Consider the following 23,718-nt stretch of genomic DNA (forward strand, 5'->3'; position numbering starts at 1 on the left):
TCATGAAGTCTGCTCCACCGTTAGCGCGCGGCAAACCTCGCTGTGAAACTCAGGCTTGCCCGGCGCGAATTCGAGCGCCCAGAAGCGTAGCGCGCCGTCCGCCTCCTCAATAATCGCGTTGAGCGCGACTTTGGCCGGCACCGGCAGATCCGATGTGATGTGCGCGACAAGCTCCATCCCGCCGGCAGTCGCTTCGAAACCGATCTTCACATCGGCAGGGGCATCGCGCATTCCTTCACGGAAACTGTCAAAGTCGTAACACGCCCAGCGCGTGGATGGTGACAGATTGAATTCGCGGTACGATCCGTCCTCACGCTCCCAGAATATTTCGAAGCAGGTGGTTTTCCATAAATTGTCCGTCCGCTCGGAATTGGTCAATTCCGGGAACACGGCCTCGTCCATGTCGCCGCTGGCGGCAAATCTCGCGCTGCAGCCATCCTTGGTAGCCACTACCGCTGCGGTAATTTGATGGACAGCGCCCGCCGGGCAATCGGGATGCAGATGCAACGCTTTCATCGCCAAGCTATTGCCGAGCGCGCCTAAGTTCGCAAGTGGGTTTGCAAGTGGGTTTGCAAGTGACTTGGGAGCCGCGAAAAACGCTGCTAGGAGCGCGCCCCTATGACCGAACACAAATCCGAACTCATGCGCGTGCTGATGCAGCGCGGCTATATCCACCAGACGACCGATGCGGCGGCGCTCGATGCACTTGCGGCAAAGCAGATCGTGCCAGGCTATATCGGGTTTGATGCAACCGCTCCCTCGCTGCATATCGGAAGTCTGGTTCAGATCATGCTGCTGCGCCGCCTGCAGCAAAGCGGCCACAAGCCGATTGTTCTGATGGGCGGCGGCACCACGCGGATCGGTGATCCGACCGGGCGTGACGAAAGCCGGAAAATGCTGACCGACGCGGTTATTGAAGACAATATTGCCTCCATCAGAACTGTATTCGAACGGTTGCTGGATTTTGGCGATGGTCCGACCGACGCGGTCATGGTCAATAATCAGGACTGGCTGGGCGAACTTGGCTATATCGAAATGCTGCAAAAGGTCGGCACGCATTTCACCGTCAACCGAATGCTGACGTTCGATTCGGTAAAGCTGCGGCTCGAACGCGAACAGCCGATGACGTTTCTCGAATTCAATTACATGATCCTGCAAGGTTACGATTTCCGGCATCTGGCGAAGGAAATGGGCGCATGCCTGCAAATGGGCGGAAGCGACCAGTGGGGCAATATCATCAACGGGGTTGAACTTGGCCGCCGGATGGACGGGACAGAATTGTTTGGTCTCACCACTCCGCTGCTGACAACGGCGGACGGCGTAAAAATGGGCAAGACGGCGGCTGGCGCAGTCTGGCTCAATGAAGATGCCCTGCCCGCCTATGATTTCTGGCAATATTGGCGCAACGCCGATGACCGCGATGTGGGCAAGTTCCTGCGCCTTTTGACTGACCTGCCACTGGACGAAATCGCGCGGCTTGAAATGCTCGAGGGCAGCGAAATCAATGATGCCAAGATCGTGCTGGCCAATGAAGTGACGGCACTGGTTCGCGGCACGCATTCCGCAACCACTGCAGAGCAGACTGCCAGCCAGACATTTGCCGATGGCGGAGTGGGGTCCGACCTGCCGACTCTCGTCCTTCCCGCTGGGGGTTTATCCTTGATCGATGCGCTGGTCGGGATCGGGTTTGCGGCCAGCAAGGGTGAAGCCAAGCGGCTGATTGGTGGCGGCGGCGCGCGTGTGGATGGTGAACAAATCCGCGACGAGAGCCACGTAATTTCGGGGGGCAAGAAAGTGCGAATTTCGTCAGGCAAGAAGAAGCACGGCGTATTAAACCCATAATTTTCAATATGTTTGTCCCATATCGGGACATGGCAAGTTTACCCTTTATCAGCCTTTTACCTTCATAAGCGGGTTCTAACGAATTCTATGGAGGTCACCGCGCTGTGTCCGTTGGAGCATCACTTTCCGTCACCGATCACCGCCGCGCCACGCGCCATCCGGTAGATTTTCCCGTTATCGCCGAACATCACGATCGCGGTGATATGGACCTTCATGTGTCGAATATTTCGGCTCATGGATTCATGATCGATGACGCCCCCGACCTGGGGCGAGGAGATCGCGTCATTGTCCGTTTCCCGGTCATCGGGCGGATCGAAGCCTATGTAATCTGGACCAGCAATGCACGTGCCGGCTTCCAGTTCGAGCGGATTATCCGTCTTGAAGATTTCGTCGCGATGGTCGAAACCTTGCAGCCTAACCCGCGCCTACGCAAAAACCGTTAATCCAGCGCGGGCAAACACCCACTTCACAGCGCGCGATTGCCCTGCCATTGGGCAAGCGTGAGCGAAGCGGTCCATCCATTTAAAATAGCAAATTTCCGCGCCTATTGGGTGTCGCGTTTCTCGATGACGCTGGCGCAATACGCCATGCTGCTGATAATCGGCTGGCAAACATACAACATCGCGCGTGACAGCGGCATGGGCGTGGCAGAGGCATCAGGGCAACTCGCGCTGATCGGTCTGCTGCAATTTATCCCGCTGTTTGTTTTGACCCCGTTTTCCGGCCTTGCGGCCGACCGGCTGAACCGCCGCAATGTGGCGCGCATGACTGTGCTTTTGCAGGGCGTGTGCGCGGCTATTCTCGCCTATCTCACTTTCGCCGATGCGATCAGCCTGACCGGCCTCTTCAGCGTGGCAGTTTTGCTGGGCTTCGCGCGCGCGTTTGCCGGACCTGCCTTGTCCGCTCTCGCGCCCAATCTGGTGCCGAAGGCGGTTTTGCCGACCGCCATCGCGCTGTCGTCGATTGCCTGGCAGGTGGGGATGATCGTCGGCCCCGCAATCGGCGGATATTTCTACGTCGTCGATCCCGCGCTGCCATACACCATCGCTGCGGGCCTTTTCACGGTATCACTGGTTGCGCTGGGCTTCATCGGGCATGTCCCCAAACCCGAGCGGGTCGGCACTGACCGGCCGGTGGGCCAGATTATCGACGGGCTGAAATATGTCATCCGCAACAAGATGGTGTTCAGCGCGATCACGCTGGATTTGTTCGCCGTGTTCCTGGCGGGTGCAACCGCGCTGTTTCCGGTCTATGCCCGCGATGTCTTGCAGGTGGGGGCAACCGGTCTGAGCCAATTGGCAGCAGCGCCCGCAGTTGGTGCGGCGCTGACCGCGCTGTGGTTTTCGTTTCGACCAATCAGCACGAATGTCGGCCCTAAAATGCTGTGGGCAGTCGCCGTATTTGCGCTGGCAACCATCATTTTCGGATTTTCGAAATCCATGCCGCTTTCGCTTGCGATGCTGTTTATTGTCGGCGCGGCCGATATGTTCTCGGTGTATATCCGCCAGTCGCTGGTTCAGTTGCATACGCCGGATGACAAGCGCGGACGCGTATCGTCGGTTTCGCTGCTCACGATATCCGCCTCCAACGAATTTGGCGATTTCTTCTCCGGCACGCTGGCATTCTTTATCGGACCGGTGGCTGCAGTGGTCACCGGGGGGGTCGGCGCGCTCGCCACCGTGGCGCTTTGGTCGCGAATATTTCCCGTGCTAAGAAATACGCGGACCTTCGACCCGCCTGATGAGTTAGATGAGGGTAATCCCTCCCCGCAATTGCAGGAGCATAAGCCATGAAAGCCGCTAACGTCCTCGCCACTATCGGCAACACCCCGCATATCCGCCTTGCGCGGATGTTCCCCGACCACGAAGTCTGGGTGAAGAGCGAGCGCGGCAATCCCGGCGGATCGATCAAGGACCGGATCGCGCTGGCAATGATCGAGGATGCCGAAAACAGCGGCGCACTGAAGCCCGGCGGCACAATTGTCGAACCCACCAGCGGCAACACCGGCATAGGCCTTGCGATGGTCGCCGCAGTGAAGGGTTATAAGCTGGTTCTCGTAATGCCCGAAAGCATGAGCATCGAGCGCCGCCGCCTGATGCTCGCCTATGGCGCGTCCTTCGATCTGACCGACAAAGCCAAAGGGATGAAAGGCGCTATCGAACGCGCCACCGAATTGACCGAATTGACCGACGGCGCCTGGATGCCCGCGCAGTTCGACAATGAAGCCAATTACAAAGTTCATATGCGCACGACAGCACAGGAGATTCTCAAGGACTTCTCCGACGCACCGATTGATGTGATGATTACCGGTGTGGGCACCGGGGGCCATCTGACAGGCTGCGCTGAAGAGCTGAAAAAGACCTGGACCAACATGAAAGCCTATGCGGTGGAACCGGAGCTTTCGCCCGTAATCGCCGGCGGCCAACCCGGCCCGCACCCCATTCAGGGCATCGGCGCAGGCTTCATTCCCGGCAATTTGCACACCCAAAGCATCGACGGCGCAATCCAGGTCGATGCCGAAGCCGCCAAAGACATGGCGCGCAGATGTGCGGCCGAAGAAGGTCTGCTGGTCGGCATTTCATCAGGCGCAACATTGGCCGCAATCGCGAAAAAATTACCGGAGCTGGATGCCGGCGCGCGAGTGATGGGCTTCAACTATGATACCGGCGAGCGGTACCTGTCAGTCCCGGACTTTCTGCCGGAGTGACTGCAAGAGATTGCTCATCAAGCGACTAACTTAGCTTTTTTTCCTTCATATCCGCTAACGATCACATTTTGGACCTTAGTATTCATCGTTTAGTCGCAGCTCCATGAACAGAGACAGAGCTGGACGTACCGACCTGATGTACGCGATCGCAGATCGCGATGATGCGCTGGCAAGCCGTTTTCTAATGCAAGGCGCGGACTCTGATGATGTCGACAAGTCAGGCTGGTGCGCGCTGCATTTTGCTGCACAGAATTGCTCGAAGACAGCGGTCGGAAAACTTCTCAAAGCCGGGGCAAAACTGGAACAGCGTGATCAATATGGCAATACGCCTCTGTGGTGCGCAACCATGTCCTATTATGGCCACGAAGAAGTGATCAGCACCCTGCTTGCAGCGGGTGCCGATCCTGACGCTGAAAACAAAGGCGGGATCAGCCCTCGCTCTTTGGCCAATACCATTGCAAATCATGACACCGTGAAATTTTTTGAAAATCTATGACGCAAATGTCCGCTTCCCACCCCAATATTGGACTTAGAACTCACGCAATTCTGCCAGAACAAAACGTCGGCCATCGATACAAGGCAAGATCAATTGCCGCCGGTATGGCTTGGGTCAGGCAGCGATTGCCAGCGTCCCAAATGCACCTGCAGCAGCTCTATCAATGTCCCGTCGGGATCCTTGCACACTGCAATTTCGGCCAAGCCGTCGTGGCCCGATTGCGGCTCAGAGAGGAAATCCACCCCCTGCGTTTCGAGCTTGGCAACGTCGCGAATCAAATCATTTGTGGCCAGGCACAGGCGAACCAGACCGAGATCATCGTTACGTAATGGTCCAGTAAGTGAAACGTCGGCAAGTTCCGTCAGATCAATCTTCGGGAAACCGCCATTCAATTGCATGATGCACGCCCGGCCGCGTCTCCCTTGCGCAATGCCGAGCGCTTTTGCTGCTGTGTCCGGCAATGGCTGCGAACGAGATGACGAATCCAATGCGAGATACGGAATGGCCGGAATGAAAATCTCGAAGCCCAGCCTTTGGTAAAACGCGAGTGAACGGTCCAAATCGCTAACATTGATGTTGGTGTGGCCTCAACTAATTTGCGGTATCTGGTTTGCCATCTCGTCGCTTCTCACTTTGTCATGGCGCGGTTTGGTGTTGGCGATGTGAGATCGCACCCCACACCGCGCCCATCAATTCAAGCTGCTCCGAAAAGGCGTAGAGATTACGCCGTAGCAAAGGATTCCACTGGCAGTTCCATCATCGAATCGCCGCCGATCTCGATCTTCCGGCGGAGCGCGCCAACGTCTGGCGTGTAGCGTTCACCGAAGTAGCGGCCAGTGACCAGCTTGCTTTCATAGAATGCCTTGTCACCGGAGCCGTTTTTGAGCGCGGCAACTGCCGTTGTGCCCATACGCACCCACATCAGGCCCAGCGCTACAATGCCCATCATGTGCATATAGTGATGGGCGCCAGCGCCCAGATGGTTGGGATTGGCCATCGCATTTTGCATGAACCAGCCAGTAGCAGCCTTAAGCTCGCCATTGGCTTTCATCGTGCGTTCGGCCAGATCGGCCAGCTCAGGCACTTCCTTCGCAGCGGTGCATTCGTCATCGACAACTGTGAAGAACGCCTGCACGCCGCGCCCGCCATTCTGCGCGAGCTTACGGCCGCACAGATCCATCGCCTGAACGCCATTGGTGCCTTCGTAAATCATCGCAATCCGGGCATCGCGAACATACTGGCTCATGCCCCATTCCTCGATATAGCCATGGCCGCCATAGACCTGCTGCATGTTGGTTGCCACGTCATAGCCCTTGTCAGTGCCGTAGCCCTTGATGACGGGGGTCAGCAGGCTGATGAGGTCGTCGGCCATTTGGCGTTCTTCCTCGCTGCCAGCCTTGTGGCTGAGATCAACCTGAAGCGCGCCCCAGATGCACAATGCGCGCATACCTTCGGTGAAGGCCTTGCCGTCCATCAGCATCCGGCGGACGTCAGGATGGACGAACAGCGTATCCGCCTTTTCCTCTGGATCGGCAGGTCCGGTCAAGGCGCGGCCCTGACGGCGATCCTGCGCATATTGTACAGCATTCTGGTAAGAGACTTCGGCCGCGCCGAGGCCCTGAATGCCAACGCCAAGCCGGGCGGCATTCATCATCACGAACATCGCCGCGAGACCTTTGTTTTCTTCGCCGACCATATAGCCGATCGCGCCGTCGAAATTCATGACGCAGGTGGAATTGCCGTGGATGCCCATCTTGTGTTCGATCGAACCGCACATTGCCGCATTACGCTCAGCAGGATTGCCGTCCGCGTCGAGCATGAACTTGGGCACGATGAACAGAGATATCCCTTTGGACGAATCGGGGGCACCGGGCGTTTTTGCCAACACCAGATGGATGATGTTCTCGGCCATGTCATGTTCGCCGGAACTGATGAAAATCTTTGTCCCGGTGATCGCGTAGCTGCCATCGGATTGCGGTTCGGCCTTGGTCCGGATCATGCCCAGATCGGTGCCGCAATGCGGCTCCGTCAGGTTCATGGTTCCGGTCCATTCGCCGGATACCATTTTGGGAACGAACGTCTCCTTTTGCTCCTGCGATCCCTTGGCGAGAATTGCGGAAACCGCGCCATTGGTAAGGCCGGGATACATTGCGAACGCCTGATTTGATGACGCCATGAATTCTTCCATCACGAAACCGATTGCGTGCGGCATACCCTGCCCGCCGAATTCTTCCGGTGCAGTCAGCGTACCCCATCCCGCCTCGCGGAACTGGTCAAACGCATCCTTGAAGCCGGTCGGGGTGGTGACACTGCCGTCCTCGTGACGGGTGCAACCCTCCCGGTCGCCGATGGAATTGAGCGGGAACAAGACCTCTGCGGTGAATTTACCGCCGCCTTCGAGCACAGCATTCACAATGTCTTCCGAAGCGCTTTCGAAACCGGGCAGATTGCCGTGGCTTTCGATATTGAGAACCTCGTTCAAAATGAACTGGGCGTCGCGTACAGGGGCCTTGTACTGTGGCATATTTCGGTTCCTTACTGTATTTTGGAAGGCGCGATTATCGCGGCAATTCCAGTGTTTCGATGTGTTCGATAAATTCGGATAGCTCGGTAATCGAGGAATCGATATCCTCGCGCTGCTGCTTCAACTTTTTTACATGGGCGCGGCACCGCTCGATCGTGACGCGGCGCTGCTCGACGCGGCCATCACCAAGATCATAGAGATCGATCATCTCCTTGATTTCGGTCAGGCTGAAGCCGACGTTCTTGGCGCGCATGATCCACGCGAGGCGGGTACGGTCACGCTTCGAGTAAATCCGCTGCAACCCAACTCTGGCGGGAGCAATCAGCCCTTCATCTTCATAAAAACGAAGCGCGCGCGCGGTTACTTCAAACTCTCGCGTCAGATCGGAAATGGTATATTTTTCGCGCGCCTGATCATCAGGGCGTTCGATGTGGGCTCCGGCATGGGCCCTGCCTGGCTTGTCCATTGTATCAGTCACAGAAACACAGTAGCTAACCTTAACGTAAAGGTCAATCAAAATTCGGGGTTAACTCATCCCCGACCAGTTCGCGGTAAAAGCAGCTGAATGCACCAGTGTGGCAGGCTGGTCCCGCGGGAACGCACACAAGGACGAGCGCGTCCTGATCGCAATCCACGAAAATCCGTTCGATCGTCAGGATGTTTCCCGACGTTTCGCCTTTCATCCACAACGCCTGCCGCGATCGCGAGTAGAAATGCGCGATACCGGTCTCGCGGCTTCTGGAAAGTGCTTCGGCATTCATATGGGCCACCATAAGCGGTCTGTTGCTTTCCCGTTCGATGACTACGGCGGTCAACAGGCCGTCACTGCCGAACTTCGGCAAAAAAGCAGAACCGCGCTCGCGCAAATTGTTGTCTTCCTTTGGCATTCTGAACAAACTTCCAATTTTGCAGGACTTAAGCGTCTGGACAGCCGGCATTCGACTTGTTGCACGATAACCACAATGTCAGTCCAAAATCCATGCTGTTCACAGAACGTCCTATGATTTCAACGGCAGTGGTGAGATTACAGCGCTGCCTTTCCGTTAGGGAAGGTACCACTAGGCAAGCGGCGTCGAATCGAGCGCCGGGGTTCAGGGGTCCGGGCCAGCAGCCGGTAGTAACTGGCGCGTCCGGGACGAAGTTTGAGGGACAGGATCTTGGCACCACTTGGGGGAGTGATGTCTTAGCCGCAAGGTAGATCCTACTTATTTCGTCACGCGCGCCCGGGACCGTGGTCCCGGGCGTTTCCGTTTCTGTCATTCGGAACTTCCTCTTCAGTTCATATCTTGTCGATCACTCTCGCAAAACAGGCGACGATCACCTTGTCGGCTCCGGCTTTCTTGAGCGCTTTTACGCACGCATTGCTGGTTGCGCCGCTCGTCATGACATCATCGACCAATACGATATTTGCGCTGGCGAGATCCGAACGGCGGCCCGGATTGACCTCTATCGCTCCCGCAAGCGCTTTGGCACGGTCCCGCCTGCCCAATCCGCCTAGTTGCGGCGTCGGTTTGCGTCGCACCAGTCCATCGACGCACAGGGCCTGGCCGGACAATCGGGCAATCTCGCGCGCCAACAAGGCAGACTGGTTGAACCCCCTTTGCCATAAGCGGCGTCTGTGCAGCGGGGCCGGGACTACCAGCCAGCCGCCTTCCAACGCTGGCAATCTGGCGGACATCAAGCGCGCCAGCATTGGGGCAAGCGCAATTCTGCGCCCGTGTTTGAATGACAGAATCAGTCTGCGCGAAGGATCGTTATATAATGCTCCCGCGGCAATCCCGTCGTGCAGCGGGGGTTCTGCAAGGCACGGCGCACAAACCGCCCCTGCCGTACCAGTTCCACCGGCAAACGGGCGCTGACAGGTCGCGCACGATGGCTCGCCGGGCACGTCAAGTTCGGCCCAGCACCCGGCGCACAGCCCGTCTTGCGCAGCCAGAGCGGTCCCGCACAAGGGGCATCTCGGCGGATAGATCAGGTCCACAAGCGGCGCGATAGTTTTGAGAAAATTCACAAAACCATGCTGGCTGACTTGCGCCGAAACGGCAAGCGCGGCAGGGCTTTGGGCGATGCAGCCGAAGCAACCCCCGAGAATTTTCAGCGCGAGGCGGCGGCAGGCCAACCGTGAGCGGCTATCCGCATTGCAAGCGCGCGGAGATGCAGCGCATTATGTGCTGGACGATATGGTCGAAGATGCGATCGATCGGCTGGAATTCATGCGGTTGGACCCAAAGCGTGCGTTGATTATCGGCGATTGGACTGGGGTGTTCGCGCGGTCCCTGACGGGCGCTGATGTTACGCGCGCTGATCCGGCAGGGATTGACGGCGCCGTCCGGATCGACGAGCGCCTGCCACTGCCAGCGCATGATTTTGATCTCGTCGCAAGCTTTGGCACGCTGGAGACGGTCAACGATCTGCCCGGTGCGCTGATTCATATCCGAGAGGCACTTGCCCCCGGCGGTTTCTTCATCGGGAGCCTGATCGGCGCAGGCAGCCTGGTCAACTTGCGTGCCGCACTGCTGGCGGCCGATGGCGACAGACCTGCTGCCCGGATGCACCCGATGGTCGATGTGCGCGCCGGTGCAGAATTGATGCAGCGCGCCGGCTTTGCAAAACAGGTCGTGGACAGCCATTCGGTCGACGTGCGTTACAGCTCGCTAGACCGGCTGGTTGCAGACCTGCGCGAACAGGGTCTCGGCAACGCATTGGCCAACCGCCCCCCGCCAATGGACCGCTTTACCTATCGTCTGGCCAGCCAGCTGTTCGCGGCAAAGGCGGGCGGTGATGGCAAGGTTGCCGAATGTTTTGAAATCATCACGCTCAGCGGTTGGAAGTCCTAGCGCAGGGCCGCCTGCGCGGCCGCCAATCGTGCAATCGGAACGCGATAGGGTGAAGCCGAGACATAATCGAGCTTCTGCTGTTCGCAGAAATCGATGCTTGCTGGATCGCCCCCGTGTTCGCCGCAAATGCCCAGCTTGATTTGTGGACGAGTTGCCCTGCCCCGCTCCGCCGCGAGTTCGACCAGCTGACCGACACCCTCGATGTCGAGACTGACAAACGGATCGCGCGGATAAATGCCGCGTTCCACGTATGGCGCAAGGAAGCGTGCCGCATCATCGCGTGAGACACCCAGGGTCGTTTGCGTCAGGTCATTCGTGCCAAAGCTGAAAAACGCCGCATCATGCGCTATATCGCCCGCAACCAGAGCGGCGCGGGGCAATTCGATCATCGTGCCGACCAGATATTCCAGCTCGCGGCCCTTTTCGCCAAATACTTCACCGGCAGTTTTGTCGATCAGTGCCTTGAGGATGGTCAGTTCCCGGCGCGTTGCCACCAGCGGGATCATGATCTCCGGGATCGGCGCCTCGCCCGATGCTTCCGCCACATCGCAAGCAGCTTCGAAAATCGCGCGCGCCTGTATTTCGTAAATTTCCGGATACGTTATGCCAAGGCGGCAGCCGCGGTGGCCCAGCATCGGGTTGAACTCGTGCAATTCCGCTGCACGGCGCTTGAGATGATCCACGCCCAGACCCGTCGCATCGGCCACTTCCGCAAATTCCGCTTCGGAATGGGGCAGGAATTCGTGAAGCGGCGGATCGAGCAGTCGGATGGTGCATGGGAGGCCGGCCATCACCTCGAAAATTGCAGCGAAGTCGCTGCGTTGTTCGGGCAGCAATTTGGCCAGTGCTTCGCGGCGGCCCGCCTCATCTTCGGCCAGAATCATTTGACGAACGGCAGTTATACGGCCTGCGTCGAAGAACATGTGTTCGGTACGACACAGGCCGATGCCTTCCGCGCCAAACTGCCGTGCCATTTTACAGTCCTGCGGGGTTTCCGCGTTGGTCCGGACTTTCATGCGGCGGTTGGCGTCGGCCCATTCCATGATCACACCGAAATCGCCGACCAGTTCCGGCTCGATTGTCGGCACGGCACCCAGCATGATTTCGCCGGTTGACCCATCAAGCGTGATGGTGTCGCCTTCCTTCAGTTCGGTAAGCCCGATTTTCAAGGTCCGGCTGACAATGTCGATCACGACTTGCGACGCGCCTGACACGCATGGCCGGCCCATACCGCGCGCAACAACCGCTGCGTGGCTGGTCATCCCGCCGCGTGCTGTCAGGATCCCTTGCGCGGCGTGCATTCCGTGAATGTCTTCGGGTGATGTTTCCACGCGTACCAGCACGACCTTCTCGCCGCGCTGGGTCCAGCTTTCTGCGGCATCAGCATCCAGCACGACTTTGCCTGATGCCGCACCCGGCGAAGCAGGCAAACCGCGCGCCATGACGTCGCGCGCTGCTTCTGGGTCGAGCGTGGGGTGAAGCAATTGATCCAGCGCCATGGGATCGACCCGCAGCACAGCCTCGCGCTGATCGATCAGCCCCTCGCCCGCCATATCGACCGCCATCTTCAGCGCTGCCTTGGCCGTCCGCTTGCCGCTGCGCGTTTGCAGCAGCCACAGCTTGCCGCGTTCCACGGTAAACTCGATATCCTGCATGTCGCGGTAATGCGCTTCGAGCAGTTCGAATGTGTGCGCTAGCTCGCCGTACGCATCGGGCATGGCTTCTTCCATGCTGAGCAGCTTGGCGTTCGCTTTTTCGCGCGCAGCGAGCGTCAGATATTGCGGTGTACGGATGCCCGCGACCACGTCTTCACCTTGCGCGTTGATCAACCACTCGCCGTAATAGCTCTTGTCGCCAGTCGCGGGGTCGCGGGTGAAGGCAACGCCGGTGGCGCTGGTTTCGCCCATGTTGCCGAATACCATCGCCTGCACATTGACCGCGGTGCCCCAATCGGCGGAGATGCCGTTGAGGCGGCGGTAAACCTTGGCGCGGTCGCTGTCCCAGCTGTCAAAGACGGCCGCGATAGCACCCCAAAGTTGCTCCGAAACGTCCTGCGGGAACGGCTTGCCTTGCTCACGCTCGACGATGGCTTTGAATTCGCTGACCAGCGCTTGCCAATCTTCAGCTTCCATCTCGGTGTCGGAGTAGAAACCCTTGTCTTCCTTGGCGATCTCCAGCGCTTCTTCGAACTCGCCATGGTCCAGGCCGAGGACAACGTCCGAGTACATCTGGATGAAGCGGCGGTAGCTGTCCCAAGCAAAACGCGCATCGCCGCTGCTGGTCGCAAGGCCTTCAACAGTCTCGTCATTCAGGCCGAGGTTGAGAACCGTGTCCATCATGCCCGGCATAGAAACCCTCGCGCCGGAGCGGACCGAGACCAGCATCGGATTGGCCGCATCGCCGAAGGGTTTTCCAACGGCTTTCTCGATGTGTTGCAGCGCGCTGGCGACATCGCTGCGCAATTTGTCTGAGAAGTCCGAACCGCCCGCCAGATAGCTGACGCATTCTTCGGTCGTGATGGTGAAGCCGGGAGGGACCGGCAGACCGATACTGGCCATTTCAGCGAGGTTCGCGCCCTTGCCGCCGGTGACATTTTTGTCCTTCGCGCGGGGATCGTCGAGCGGTGCGCCGCCGCCGAAGGGATAGACTGTCTGGTTCATCTAACTGACCGCTTTTCTTTCAAAGTGACACTTGTGACAGGGTTAGAGGAATGAAAAACCCTAACCCTCGATCCGGGCGAAATCGGCCACGGTGTGGACTGCGTTGCGGAAGCGCAGCAACAACCCGAGGCGTGCGGCGCGCTTGTCCTGATCGTCATCATTCACCGTCACATCCTCGAAAAAGGCATCAATCGGCGCGCGCAAGCTGGCCAGGGCCGCCATTGCCGCGCCGAAATCTTCGCTCTCGATAGACGCAGCCGCCTTGGGCTCCGCCATATCAAGCGCGTCGATCAGCGCCTTCTCGGCTGGTTCTGGCGTGTAGGACAGTGAGTTTTTCTGCTCGTCCGACCAGTCTTCCTTCTTGAGGATATTCGCCGCTCGCTTGTACCCCGCGAGGAGGTTCGCGCCGTCGTCGCTTTCCATAAAGGATTGGAGTGCATGGACGCGAGCGAGGAGGCGCACGAGATCGTCCTCTCCGCCGAGTGCGAACACCGCGTCGATCAGGTCGTGACGGACGCCCGCTTCGCGTTGTTGGACTTTTAGGCGGTCGACGAAAAAGTCAAAAAGTGCGCGGACCGACCTTTCTGCCGTTTTGCCGCCCGTATCACCGGTCTCCAAGGCCGTGACCAAGCCCTGCCGCTCATCGGGCGACATCTTTTCAAATATCTCCTTCGCGGTTCTCCCCTCGCCCGAAACACGAACGCGTTTCGTAGCACTGGCAATTGTCGCGCCAGTTTGATCCAAGCCGGTATGGTGAAAGACTGCCTCGGTGGAAACCCTCAGCAACGACGCTCGCAATTTGTTAGTCAGAACCATTCGAATGAGGCCAAGCGCTGCTCGTCTCAACGCGAATGGATCCTTGGATCCCGTAGGAACCTCGCCGATGAAGAAGAACGAACTTAAGGTATCCAACTTATCCGCCAAACTCACAGCCACCGTTACAGGAGCAGTTGGCACATCATCGCCCTGCCCGACCGGCTTGTAGTGATCGCGGATCGCGTCAGCGACAGCATCCGGCAGACCTTCGGCGCGGGCGTAGTAGCCGCCCATCAAGCCTTGTAGTTCCGGAAACTCGCCGACCATTTCGGTAACGAGATCAGCTTTGCACAACTCAGCGGCCTGGCGCGCAAGCGCGGGGTCGCAATCCGGCACGATGCCTTCGCTCGCGAGCCATTCGGCCAGCTTCGCAACCCGCTCGACCTTATCAGCAACCGTGCCAAGCTTCTCATGGAAGGTAATCCGCTCAAGACCCTTGGCATGTTCCTCCAGAGTCTTCTTGCGATCCACATCCCAGAAGAACTTCGCATCGGAGAGCCTTGCGGCGAGGACTTTGCGGTTGCCTTCGACCACCACAGCCGGGTCTTCCGCATCGATATTGGCGGTGCAAATAAAGGCGTTGGCTAGCTTGCCATCCCTCTCGCACACGAAATACTTCTGGTTCACGCGCGCGGTCAGCTGGATTGTCTCTGGCGGCACTTCGAGGAAATCATCCTCGAACCGGCCGAGCAGCGGCACGGGCCATTCGGTCAGGCCGGCGTTTTCGATTACCAGACCTTCATCCTCGACCAGTGATAGGCCCGCTTCCTGCGCGGCCTTGGCCGCACCGCTGCGGATAATGTTCTCGCGCTCCGCGTGATCGACAATCACATGACCAGCACGCAATTTGACCGCATAGTCATCAGCCCCACCAATCGTAATGTCGCCCGAGTGATGGAAACGGTGGCCCAATGTGACCGCGCCGGACGTCACGCCGTGCACTTCGCATTCGACGATTTCATTGCCCAGCAGCGCGACTATGCCCGAGAGCGGGCGCACCCAGCGGATGCTCTCTGTGCTGATCGATGCCGCGCCCCAACGCTGAGACTTTGGCCAGGTGAAATCACGGATGATCGCGGGGATCGCCTCGGCCAGAACGCCTGTGACCGCCCTGCCCGGCTTGTCGATGACGGCGAAGTATGTGTTGCGTCCTTTGATATCGCGGACCTCAAGCTGATCGCGCGTCACGCCGTTCTTGCGGCAGAACCCTTCGACCGCCTGATCGGGAGCCCCTTCGGGCGGACCCTTGGCCTCTTCGCTGACAGCCGCTGTTTCCAGCGGCAAATCGCGCGCAATCAGCGCGAGGCGGCGCGGTGTGGTGTAAATCGTCAACTCGCCATGCGACACACCGGCCGCATCCATTTCGCGGCGGAACAGCTTTTCCAACTCGCCCCGTGCACCCTTTTGCATACGCGCGGGAATTTCTTCGCTGCGGACTTCCAGAAGAAAATCGCTCATGCCGACCACTCCGGATATTTCTCCGCCCAGCCGGCCTTTTCCTTCGTCATATGCGCTTCGCAGGAACCGCGCGCCAGATCGCGGACCCGGCCCATATAGCTGGCGCGTTCCTGCACGCTGATCACGCCGCGCGCTTGCAGCAGATTGAAGATATGGCTGGCCTCGACCGCCTGCTCATAGGCTGCGATCGGCACATCATGGGCAAGCGCATTCTTGCACTCCGCCTCGGCTTTATTGAACAGATCGAACAGCGCACCAGTGTCGGCAACTTCGAAGTTCCATTTCGACATCTGTTTTTCGTTTTCGAGGAATACCTCGCCGTAGGACACACCAGCGGAATTGAACTGCAGGTCGTAAACGCTGTCCACGCCCTGGATATACATCGCGAGCCGTTCGAGCCCGTAGGTGAGCTCGCCAGCGACGGGCTTGCAGTCAAATCCGCCCATTTGCTGGAAGTAAGTGAACTGGGTGACTTCCATCCCGTCGCACCAGACTTCCCAGCCGAGGCCCCATGCGCCCAGTGTGGGCGATTCCCAGTCATCTTCGACGAAGCGGATGTCGTGCTTCAGCGGATCGATCCCGATTACGCGCAGGCTTTCCAAATAAAGTTCCTGAATATCGGGCGGGCTTGGCTTCAGGATCACCTGATACTGGTAGTAATGTTGCAGCCGGTTGGGGTTGTCACCGTACCGGCCATCGGTCGGGCGGCGGCAGGGCTGCACGAATGCGGCGTTCCACGGCTCCGGGCCGAGCGCGCGCAATGTGGTCGCAGTGTGAAACGTACCTGCGCCCATCCGCATATCATATGGCTGGAGGATCAAACAGCCCTGCGCGCTCCAGTAATCATGCAGCGTAAGGATCATGTCCTGAAACGATTTCGAAGGGTCTCTCTTCATGGGAACGCGCTTTGGCGCAGTGCCGGAATAGGGTCAATGCTGCGCTGCCGCATATCAGCCCACCCGACTCGCACAAAGCGCAGCAAAGACAGGAAATGCTGACTATATGTCAGGTAGTCTTGACAGTGTCAGCGAAACGCGACATATAGTCATGCATACCTGACATATAGTCAGCACTTAATGACAGGAGTAAGCAATGAAGTTGAGTGTTTCGAACAAATATCCTGCGCTTCGCGAAACGGCCCCCTACGTTTTTGGCGCGGCGATCCTGTTCCTAGCCGGCTATGGTGCCGGGAACATCCTCGCCCCCGTAAGCAAGATCGTTTTCTGATTTACTTCCTCCACCCCCTCGACATGCGATCATAGGGAGCGCTGTGAACAACCGTCTCAAAGTCCTCCGTGCCGAACGCGACTGGAGCCAGGCCGAACTTGCCGGAAGGCTCGATGTATCGCGGCAAGCCGTTAATGCGATCGAGACGGGGAAGCACGACCCGTCGCTTCCCCTCGCCTTCCGAATTGCCCGCCTGTTCAACATGCCCATCGAGGAGATTTTCAATGACCAACACTGAAACTGCCACCTCAATGACCGGCGAGGCAAGGCTCAAGAAACGCCGTAGGACCGTTTTGACATGGGTCGCCTTCATGTTTGCCGGGGGTGTGGTCGTCGGTATGGCCTCGGGCATCTTTCAAGGCTTGATTGCTGTAGGCTCGATACCCGCCTGGACAATCATACCGGTAATAATCATTGCCCTGGGCGGGATGATCCGGGCGACAAATCTGTACTTCCACAAGGTCGACGAACTTGATCTGGCCGATAATCTCTGGGCCTCGCTGATTGGTCTTTATTTCTATTTTGCGGCCTTGCCCGTCTGGTGGATTATCAATCAGGTAGGCCTTGCCGGGCCGCCCGATCAATGGGCAGTCTATACATTCACGCTTGCCTTTACCGGCGCCGCCTACCTTGCCCGCAAACTTGGCTGGCGTTGACGAAATTAACCCCCGATACAGCAAACCCTGTCAAAGGAATTGATATGACACGACTTACCCGTAAATTCGCCGGCTCTGCCTCGGCGCTCGCGCTGTTGTTTGCGTTGCCGGCTTGCGCGCAGACACAGCAGCTTCCCACTCCGGTCGAGACAACGCGCGTTGCGGCCGAAACGGTGGAGATGGCCAGCATTCCTGCGCCTTCCGGCCCGGCTTTGTGGCAACTGGCTGACGACGATACAACGATCTATCTGTTCGGTACTGTCCACGCGCTGCCCAAGGATGTGGAATGGTTGAAGGACGATGTCGCAACTGCGCTGTCTTCTTCCGACAAGCTGGTGACCGAAATCATGATGACACCCGATATCCCGCAGCGGATGCAGGCGCTGATTTCAACCAAGGCATTACTGCCTGAAGGACAGACACTCCGCGGACTTCTGAACGACGACCAGCGCGCCAGTTATGACGCCGCGATGACCAAGATCGGATTACCGCCAGCCACTTTCGACCAGTTCGAACCCTGGTTTGCAGCAATGAATCTGGCGATGATTCCGCTGCAGCAGCAGGGTTATGATGCAGAAACCGGCGTCGAAAAGGTGCTCGAGAAAAATGCCGGCGCCAAAATGGAGCGCGGCGAGTTGGAAACGGTTGAATTCCAGATTTCGGTATTTGACGAATTGCCGCTTGATTCCCAAGTCAAATTCCTGATCGAGACTGCCGAAAATGTCGATGAGATCAAACCCATGCTCGACAAAATGGTGGCCGAATGGGTCGAAGGTGATGCCGAAGCGCTCGCGGTGTTGATGAATGACAGCATGACCGATCCGGTTCTGGCAGACCGGCTGCTGTATGCGCGCAACGGGAACTGGGCGGAATGGATCGATAACCGGATGGATCAGCCCGGCACGATCTTCATCGCGGTCGGCGCCGGTCATCTGGCCGGAGATAAAAGTGTCCAGGATCTTCTCGCCGCGCGCGGCTTTAAGGTCATTCGCGTCCAGTGAAAATCACCTCACTATGGCATACTGTCCTTGCCGCAGCAGCTGCATTGGCGCTCGCTGCTTGCGGGGCTGAACCGGAGCAGGCGGAGGGTCCCGCGCCCTCCCCTGCGCTGTGGATGCTGACCGGTGACAATGGCGAAAGCGCTTTTCTTTTCGGAACGATACATTCCCTGCCTCCGGGGGCCGAATGGCGGACCGGCATAATCGACCGCGCTTTGGCGCGGAGCGATCTGCTGGTGCTTGAGATCGCGCAAATCGACGACACGGCCGCTATTGCGGCCGAATTTGCCCGTCTGGGCCAGTCGGCAGGCCACGGAAATCTGTCCCATCGGGTCAGCCCGGAGCTGCAGGACGATTTGGCCCTGCTGCTCAAGCAAGCTGGCAACCGCGATCAGGATTTCGCCCAGATCGAAAGTTGGGCGGCAGCGTTGATGCTGGTTCAGGCGACCGCACCTGCGGATGAGGGGGAAGGCGTTGATGTCGCGCTGCTGCGCGGAAATGCCGGAATGGAGGTCGCCGAACTGGAAGGCACCACCGACCAGCTCAGCCGGTTCGATAGTTTACCCGAAAAAGAGCAGGTCGATTTGCTGAGCGCCGTCATCCGGTCGGCGCCCGACTCCGAAAAGGAAAGCGAGCGGTTGATGAACAGCTGGCTGACGGGTGACGTTGCAGCAATGGTCGAGGAAACAAAGCAGGGGTTGCTGGCCGATCCCGAACTTCGCGACGCATTGCTGGTTAGCCGCAATGACAACTGGTTACCGAAAATCGAGGCGTGGATCAGGGCCGGCAAGAAACCTTTTATTGCGGCTGGTGCGGCGCATATGGCCGGGCCAGAGGGATTGCCCGAACAATTGGCGGCGCGCGGCTGGAAAATTAAGCGCATCCAATAGAGCCAAAGCGCATGCAAGGGTTGCAAACAGGGCGGTTTCGCCTTAATGGCGCGCCCTTCCCGGCCGCAGACATCCCTGGAGGCGTGGCGGGACACCGACTTTAACCAATCTTTGATCAAACACTTTTGAAAGGCATATCCTATGAGCGATGCTCTGACACTGCCGGCCGAGACACGCGAACAGGCGGGCAAGGGAGCCTCCCGTGCGCTGCGTCGCGAAGGCCGCGTTCCAGCCGTTATTTACGGCGGCGGAAAGTCTCCCCGTCCGATCCATGTAGAAGCGAAGGAGCTGGTGCGCCAGCTTATGACAGGCCACTTCATGAACTCGATCGTCATGATCGAGGTTAACGGGAAAAAAGTGCGCACGCTGCCGAAGGATGTTGCCTTCCACCCTGTGTCCGACCGTCCGATCCATGCCGATTTCCTGCGTCTGTCCAAAGACGCGAAGATCGAAGTCGAAATTCCGGTCCACTTCATCAATCAGGAAATGAGCCCCGGCCTCAAGAAGGGCGGCGTTCTCAACGTGGTTCGTCACGAACTGGAACTGATCTGCGAATCGGACAAGATTCCCGACGAGATCGAAATCGATGTTACCGGCCTCGAAGTCGGCGATTCGATCCACTTCAGCGAAATCACGTTGCCCGAAGGTTCGGTCAGCCAGATCACCGACCGCGATTTCACCATCGCAACAATCGTCGCGCCGTCCGCGCTCAAGAGCCAGGACGATGAAGCAGCCGACGGTGACGAAGGCGAAAAAGCCGATGCGGCCGATGTACCTGCTTCCGAGCAGACCGCTGACGAAGAAGACGGCGACAAGAGCGAGTAATTTTCGCTCCGTCCATTGTGCAATTCAAGGACACCGCTGGCCGAAAGGCTGGCGGTGTTTTTGTTTGTAACGCAGCAAACACGCGCTATCCCGCCTGTTATGCAATTATGGGTAGGTTTAGGAAATCCGGGACCGCAATATGCGATGCACCGGCATAATGTCGGCTTTATGGCGTGCGATGTTATTGCAGAAATGCACAGGTTTGGTCCTGTTCAGAAAAAATTTTCCGGCTGGATGCAGGATGGCCGGATCGGCGACCAGCGCATCATCATCCTCAAACCCGCCACCTTCATGAACGAGAGCGGCCGCGCAGTCGGTGAAGCAATGCGCTTCTACAAGCTGGGTCTGGACGCGCTAACCGTGTTCCATGACGAGCTTGATCTTGCCCCGTTCAAGGTAAAGATGAAGCAAGGCGGCGGCACTGCGGGCCACAACGGATTGCGATCTATCGACAAACACTGCGGCAGTGAATTTCAACGCGTGCGGCTGGGTATTGGCCATCCCGGTTCCAAAGACCGCGTCACGGGCCATGTCCTGGGAAACTATGCGAAGTCCGAAATGGATGATCTGATCGAAATGCTGTCCGCGATCGGGTCGCGGGCAGACTGGCTCGCACAAGGAAATGCCCCGCGTTTCATGAGCGAAATTGCATTGCAAACCCGAAAACCGCCCGAATAGTATGGCCCCCGCCTTCGCCGCTCCCGCTCACGGTATTGCAGCTTGGCCGTGCAGAGCATAGGCTGGCGCCAAACGACTACGGAGTTCCGAAATATGCCCGATATAGACCGCCGACAACTGCTTGCGGGAACCGCTGCCGTTTCTGCACTGGCTGCAATTCCGGCCTCCTCAACGTGGGCTCATGCGCCCGCCGGACTCAGCGGCAAGGCGATCCTGATCACCGGTTGTTCGTCCGGTTTCGGTCGATTGATGGCAGAAAAATTTGCACGCGAAGGGGCCAAGGTTTTTGCAACCATGCGTAACCTGCCGCGCGTAGAGGCGGCCGAGCTGGAAAACTTGGCAACGCAGGATAAGCTCGAGCTTCATGTCATAGAAATCGATGTCACTGACGAAGAACAGGTGACTGCCGGCGTCGCCGAGGCGGAGCGTATTGCAGGCGGCGCAATTGATGTGCTGGTCAATAATGCGGGCATGTCCATCGCCGGGCCGATCGAAATACAGGATATGCAGGCCACGCAGCAGATTTTCGATACCAATGTGTTTGGACCGCAGCGGATGATGCGAGCCGTGCTGCCCGCGATGCGCACCGCCAAATCCGGTCAGATATTCAATGTCACCTCGCAGCTTGGCCGGGTCATCCTTCCGGCATTTGGTCAATATTCGCCAACCAAATTTGCACTGGAAGCCATGAGCGAGCAAATCGCTTACGAGCTGGTACCGCACAATATCGATGTCACCATCATCCAGCCCGGCGGCTATCCCACCAAAATCTGGCAGAGCGGCAACAAGCTGACCAGCGCGCTTATCGACCGTGCTGATGAAAAGCATACTGCCGGCTATGCTCCCATGATCGCACAACTCAGGGCCGGAACTGGTGGCGGCGGCACGACTGATCCGATGGACGTGCCCAACGCCATTGCCGAAATCATCGCTATGCCCGCCGGAACCCGTCCGCTGCGCCGGCCGGTCCACCCGGGACCCAAACCGCAAATCCCGATCAATCAGGCCAGCGCCAAAGCGCAGATCGACTGGCTGGGGGCGTCACCCTACAGCCCGATGATCAACGCCGTACATAGCTGATTGGCTTTCCATCGCGCGTCTGTCCGTCTAAGGGCGGCGCCATAATCATATTCCGGAGTTTCTCATGGGTTTCCGTTGCGGAATCGTAGGCCTGCCAAATGTCGGCAAATCCACATTATTCAATGCTCTTACCGAAACGCAGGCTGCACAGGCTGCGAACTATCCCTTTTGCACTATCGAACCCAATGTCGGCCAGGTTTCCGTGCCGGATGAACGGCTCGATAAAATTGCTGCCATCGCCAACTCGGCCAAGATCATCCCGACGCAATTGGCGTTTGTCGATATCGCGGGACTGGTCAAAGGCGCATCGCAGGGTGAAGGTCTGGGCAACCAGTTTCTCGGTAACATCCGCGAAGTCGATGCTGTGGTTCACGTTCTGCGCTGTTTCATCGATGATGATATCCAGCACGTGTCCAACACCGTCGATCCGCTTGCAGATGCAGAAATTGTCGAAACCGAGCTGATGCTGTCGGATCTGGAAAGTCTTGAGAAACGCGTTCCTGCGGCAGAGAAAAAGGGCAAGGCCGGCGACAAGGAAGCCAAAATCACTGCCAGCGTTCTGGGGCAAGCCCTGGAACTGCTGCGCGAGGGCAAGCCTGCGCGCCTGACCGAGCCGAAAGACGAGGAAGAGGCGCGTATCTTCCGGCAGGCCCAATTGCTCACCGCCAAGCCAGTCCTGTATGTCTGCAACGTCGCCGAAGAAGATGCGGCGAACGGCAATGATCTGTCCGCAAAAATATTTGCCAAGGCTGATGCGGAAGGCGCGCAGGCGGTAGTCGTCTCCGCAGCCATCGAATCCGAACTGGTTGGTATGGAAACCGGTGAACGGGCCGAATATCTTGCCGAACTGGGGCTTGACGAATCCGGCCTCGCGCGCGTAATCCGCGCCGGGTACAAGCTACTGGGACTGCAAACCTATTTCACCGCCGGGCCGAAGGAAGCGCGGGCATGGACTTTCCCGTCCGGTGCCAAAGCGCCGCAAGCGGCCGGAGAAATCCATTCCGATTTCGAACGCGGGTTCATCCGCGCCGAAACGATTGCCTATGATGACTTTATCGGACTTGGCGGCGAAAGCGCCGCACGCGATGCGGGTAAGCTGCGCCAGGAAGGCAAGGAATATCTGGTGCAAGACGGGGACGTTCTGAACTTTAAATTCAATGTCTAGGCACTTTTGCCCGCCGTCTCCGTTGAGCTAGGAACCGAAATGGAGAGCAAAATATGGTCGACAAATCCGAGAAATTTATCTGGCTCGTTCGGGTCGGTTATTTCAGCCGGGCTATCCTATATACCGTCCTTGGCCTCATCGCCTTAACCAGCGCAGGCAAAATCAGCCAGGGAACCGACGGGATTTTTCGTGCCATCGAAGATTTTCCTGCCGGTACGGCGATCCTGTGGTTGATGGTGGTGGGTTTGCTCGGCTACGCGCTTTTCCGCTTTGCATCCCCCGCGTTCGATATCGAGAATCAAGGCAGCGACGCCAAGGGATGGGGTCACCGCATCGGTCACGCCGGAAGCGCGATAGGTCACGTTGCGCTTGCCTATTCAGCATACAAATTTGCGACCAGTTCGGGCAGCTCGGGCAGCGGCGCACAGGATGCGGCTGCGGGCGTGCTGACGATGGAACTTGGCGGCGCTTTGATAGGTATTCTGGGTCTGACATTCTTTCTTGCGGCCATATCCCAGGCCAAAAAAGGTATCACAGGTTCATTCATGCAACGCATCAGCGCGCAGGCACCGCCGATTACCCGCACACTTGGCGGCATCGGTTTCATCGCCAGAGCGGTCGTATTCACGGTGATCGGATGGTCGTTGGTACAAACGGGTTTCATGTCTAGCGGAAGCGATAATGTCAAAACACTCGGCGAAGCGGTGGCTTCGTTGAGCGGTAGCGGAATTGTCTTTACACTGGTGGCAGCCGGGTTGCTGATTTTCGGATTGTTCAGCTTCGTTCTGGCGCGGTACCGCATCATTCCCGATTTAGGCGCAGACGGAAAAGTGCCCAGCTTCCGTGCCTGACGGAAATA

At 58.1% G+C, this 23,718-nt stretch carries 25 protein-coding genes; 16 read left to right on the forward strand and 9 right to left on the reverse strand.

Features of this window, described 5'->3' with window-relative positions; genetic code table 11:
- Window positions 1-516 carry a DOMON domain-containing protein gene (locus WFP06_RS07050; RefSeq protein ID WP_336986512.1) on the reverse strand — a complete coding sequence of 172 codons (516 nt, stop codon included), beginning with the start codon at window positions 514-516 and terminating at the stop codon, window positions 1-3.
- A gap of 102 nt (window positions 517-618) precedes the next feature.
- Between WFP06_RS07050 and tyrS the strand changes: the two genes are divergently transcribed.
- The 5 genes from tyrS to WFP06_RS07075 all read left to right on the forward strand — a co-directional run bounded on the left by tyrS (window position 619) and on the right by WFP06_RS07075 (window position 5,045).
- Window positions 619-1,842, forward strand: coding sequence for a tyrosine--tRNA ligase (gene tyrS / locus WFP06_RS07055; protein ID WP_336986513.1), 1,224 nt, complete (start codon window positions 619-621; stop codon window positions 1,840-1,842).
- A 104-nt stretch (window positions 1,843-1,946) separates the two neighbouring features.
- The gene (locus tag WFP06_RS07060) at window positions 1,947-2,285 is read left to right on the forward strand and encodes a PilZ domain-containing protein (RefSeq protein ID WP_336986514.1); all 339 of its coding nucleotides are present in this window, start codon (window positions 1,947-1,949) and stop codon (window positions 2,283-2,285) included.
- 57 nt (window positions 2,286-2,342) lie between these two features.
- Complete coding sequence (locus WFP06_RS07065; RefSeq protein WP_336986515.1) at window positions 2,343-3,635, forward strand: MFS transporter; 1,293 nt, start codon at window positions 2,343-2,345, stop codon at window positions 3,633-3,635.
- Window positions 3,632-4,549, forward strand: coding sequence for a cysteine synthase A (gene cysK / locus WFP06_RS07070; protein WP_336986516.1), 918 nt, complete (start codon window positions 3,632-3,634; stop codon window positions 4,547-4,549). Before WFP06_RS07065 ends, cysK begins: the two co-directional genes overlap by 4 nt.
- A gap of 103 nt (window positions 4,550-4,652) precedes the next feature.
- Entirely contained in the window at window positions 4,653-5,045 is a 393-nt protein-coding gene (locus WFP06_RS07075; RefSeq protein WP_336986517.1) for an ankyrin repeat domain-containing protein, read from the forward strand.
- 89 nt (window positions 5,046-5,134) lie between these two features.
- On the opposite strand, the gene WFP06_RS07080 is transcribed toward WFP06_RS07075, so the two are convergent.
- The 5 genes from WFP06_RS07080 to WFP06_RS07100 all read right to left on the reverse strand — a co-directional run bounded on the left by WFP06_RS07080 (window position 5,135) and on the right by WFP06_RS07100 (window position 9,580).
- Window positions 5,135-5,620, reverse strand: a complete 486-nt coding sequence (locus tag WFP06_RS07080; RefSeq protein ID WP_336987657.1) for a VOC family protein — start codon at window positions 5,618-5,620, stop codon at window positions 5,135-5,137.
- Window positions 5,621-5,766: 146 nt separating this feature from the next.
- A complete protein-coding gene (locus tag WFP06_RS07085) occupies window positions 5,767-7,569 on the reverse strand; it encodes an acyl-CoA dehydrogenase C-terminal domain-containing protein (RefSeq protein ID WP_336986518.1) in 1,803 nt (600 codons plus the stop codon).
- Window positions 7,570-7,603: 34 nt separating this feature from the next.
- A complete protein-coding gene (locus tag WFP06_RS07090) occupies window positions 7,604-8,035 on the reverse strand; it encodes a MerR family transcriptional regulator (protein ID WP_336987658.1) in 432 nt (143 codons plus the stop codon).
- Between the two features lie 43 nt (window positions 8,036-8,078).
- Window positions 8,079-8,456 (reverse strand): phosphoribosyl-AMP cyclohydrolase, encoded by a 378-nt coding sequence (gene hisI, locus WFP06_RS07095; RefSeq protein ID WP_336986519.1) that lies wholly within the window; start codon window positions 8,454-8,456, stop codon window positions 8,079-8,081.
- Between the two features lie 392 nt (window positions 8,457-8,848).
- Complete coding sequence (locus WFP06_RS07100) at window positions 8,849-9,580, reverse strand: ComF family protein (protein ID WP_336986520.1); 732 nt, start codon at window positions 9,578-9,580, stop codon at window positions 8,849-8,851.
- On the opposite strand from WFP06_RS07100, the gene WFP06_RS07105 reads away from it, so the two are divergent.
- The gene (locus tag WFP06_RS07105) at window positions 9,567-10,406 is read left to right on the forward strand and encodes a methyltransferase domain-containing protein (protein ID WP_336986521.1); all 840 of its coding nucleotides are present in this window, start codon (window positions 9,567-9,569) and stop codon (window positions 10,404-10,406) included. The two genes, WFP06_RS07100 and WFP06_RS07105, sit on opposite strands and share 14 nt — an antisense overlap.
- On the opposite strand, the gene ppdK is transcribed toward WFP06_RS07105, so the two are convergent.
- The 3 genes from ppdK to WFP06_RS07120 are packed head-to-tail and all read right to left on the reverse strand — an operon-like array spanning window position 10,403 to window position 16,236.
- Window positions 10,403-13,066: a pyruvate, phosphate dikinase gene (gene ppdK / locus WFP06_RS07110; protein WP_336986522.1), complete on the reverse strand. Its 2,664-nt coding sequence runs from the start codon at window positions 13,064-13,066 to the stop codon at window positions 10,403-10,405. The two genes, WFP06_RS07105 and ppdK, sit on opposite strands and share 4 nt — an antisense overlap.
- Before the next feature lie 60 nt (window positions 13,067-13,126).
- The gene (gene glyS, locus WFP06_RS07115; RefSeq protein ID WP_336986523.1) at window positions 13,127-15,340 is read right to left on the reverse strand and encodes a glycine--tRNA ligase subunit beta; all 2,214 of its coding nucleotides are present in this window, start codon (window positions 15,338-15,340) and stop codon (window positions 13,127-13,129) included.
- On the reverse strand, window positions 15,337-16,236 hold the full coding sequence (locus tag WFP06_RS07120) for a glycine--tRNA ligase subunit alpha (protein WP_336986524.1): 900 nt from the start codon (window positions 16,234-16,236) through the stop codon (window positions 15,337-15,339). The genes glyS and WFP06_RS07120 overlap by 4 nt, the downstream gene beginning before the upstream one ends.
- Window positions 16,237-16,432: 196 nt before the next feature.
- Between WFP06_RS07120 and WFP06_RS07125 the strand changes: the two genes are divergently transcribed.
- From WFP06_RS07125 to WFP06_RS07170, 10 genes are all read left to right on the forward strand, one after another.
- Window positions 16,433-16,567, forward strand: a complete 135-nt coding sequence (locus tag WFP06_RS07125) for a hypothetical protein (protein ID WP_336986525.1) — start codon at window positions 16,433-16,435, stop codon at window positions 16,565-16,567.
- A 43-nt stretch (window positions 16,568-16,610) separates the two neighbouring features.
- Window positions 16,611-16,805, forward strand: coding sequence for a helix-turn-helix transcriptional regulator (locus WFP06_RS07130; RefSeq protein WP_336986526.1), 195 nt, complete (start codon window positions 16,611-16,613; stop codon window positions 16,803-16,805).
- On the forward strand, window positions 16,792-17,223 hold the full coding sequence (locus WFP06_RS07135; protein WP_336986527.1) for a hypothetical protein: 432 nt from the start codon (window positions 16,792-16,794) through the stop codon (window positions 17,221-17,223). Before WFP06_RS07130 ends, WFP06_RS07135 begins: the two co-directional genes overlap by 14 nt.
- Window positions 17,224-17,267: 44 nt before the next feature.
- The gene (locus WFP06_RS07140) at window positions 17,268-18,224 is read left to right on the forward strand and encodes a TraB/GumN family protein (protein WP_336986528.1); all 957 of its coding nucleotides are present in this window, start codon (window positions 17,268-17,270) and stop codon (window positions 18,222-18,224) included.
- Window positions 18,221-19,111 carry a TraB/GumN family protein gene (locus tag WFP06_RS07145; protein ID WP_336986529.1) on the forward strand — a complete coding sequence of 297 codons (891 nt, stop codon included), beginning with the start codon at window positions 18,221-18,223 and terminating at the stop codon, window positions 19,109-19,111. Before WFP06_RS07140 ends, WFP06_RS07145 begins: the two co-directional genes overlap by 4 nt.
- A 141-nt stretch (window positions 19,112-19,252) precedes the next feature.
- A complete protein-coding gene (locus tag WFP06_RS07150) occupies window positions 19,253-19,936 on the forward strand; it encodes a 50S ribosomal protein L25/general stress protein Ctc (protein WP_336986530.1) in 684 nt (227 codons plus the stop codon).
- 99 nt (window positions 19,937-20,035) lie between these two features.
- Window positions 20,036-20,614 (forward strand): aminoacyl-tRNA hydrolase, encoded by a 579-nt coding sequence (pth, locus tag WFP06_RS07155; protein ID WP_336986531.1) that lies wholly within the window; start codon window positions 20,036-20,038, stop codon window positions 20,612-20,614.
- Window positions 20,615-20,707: 93 nt separating this feature from the next.
- On the forward strand, window positions 20,708-21,694 hold the full coding sequence (locus tag WFP06_RS07160; RefSeq protein ID WP_336986532.1) for an SDR family oxidoreductase: 987 nt from the start codon (window positions 20,708-20,710) through the stop codon (window positions 21,692-21,694).
- Window positions 21,695-21,758: 64 nt separating this feature from the next.
- Window positions 21,759-22,859, forward strand: coding sequence for a redox-regulated ATPase YchF (gene ychF / locus WFP06_RS07165; RefSeq protein ID WP_336986533.1), 1,101 nt, complete (start codon window positions 21,759-21,761; stop codon window positions 22,857-22,859).
- Window positions 22,860-22,912: 53 nt separating this feature from the next.
- Window positions 22,913-23,710 carry a DUF1206 domain-containing protein gene (locus tag WFP06_RS07170; protein WP_336986534.1) on the forward strand — a complete coding sequence of 266 codons (798 nt, stop codon included), beginning with the start codon at window positions 22,913-22,915 and terminating at the stop codon, window positions 23,708-23,710.
- The last annotated feature ends 8 nt before the right edge of the window (window positions 23,711-23,718 follow it).

This window comes from Altererythrobacter aquiaggeris (genome assembly GCF_037154015.1).
Lineage (GTDB): Bacteria > Pseudomonadota > Alphaproteobacteria > Sphingomonadales > Sphingomonadaceae > Aestuarierythrobacter > Aestuarierythrobacter aquiaggeris.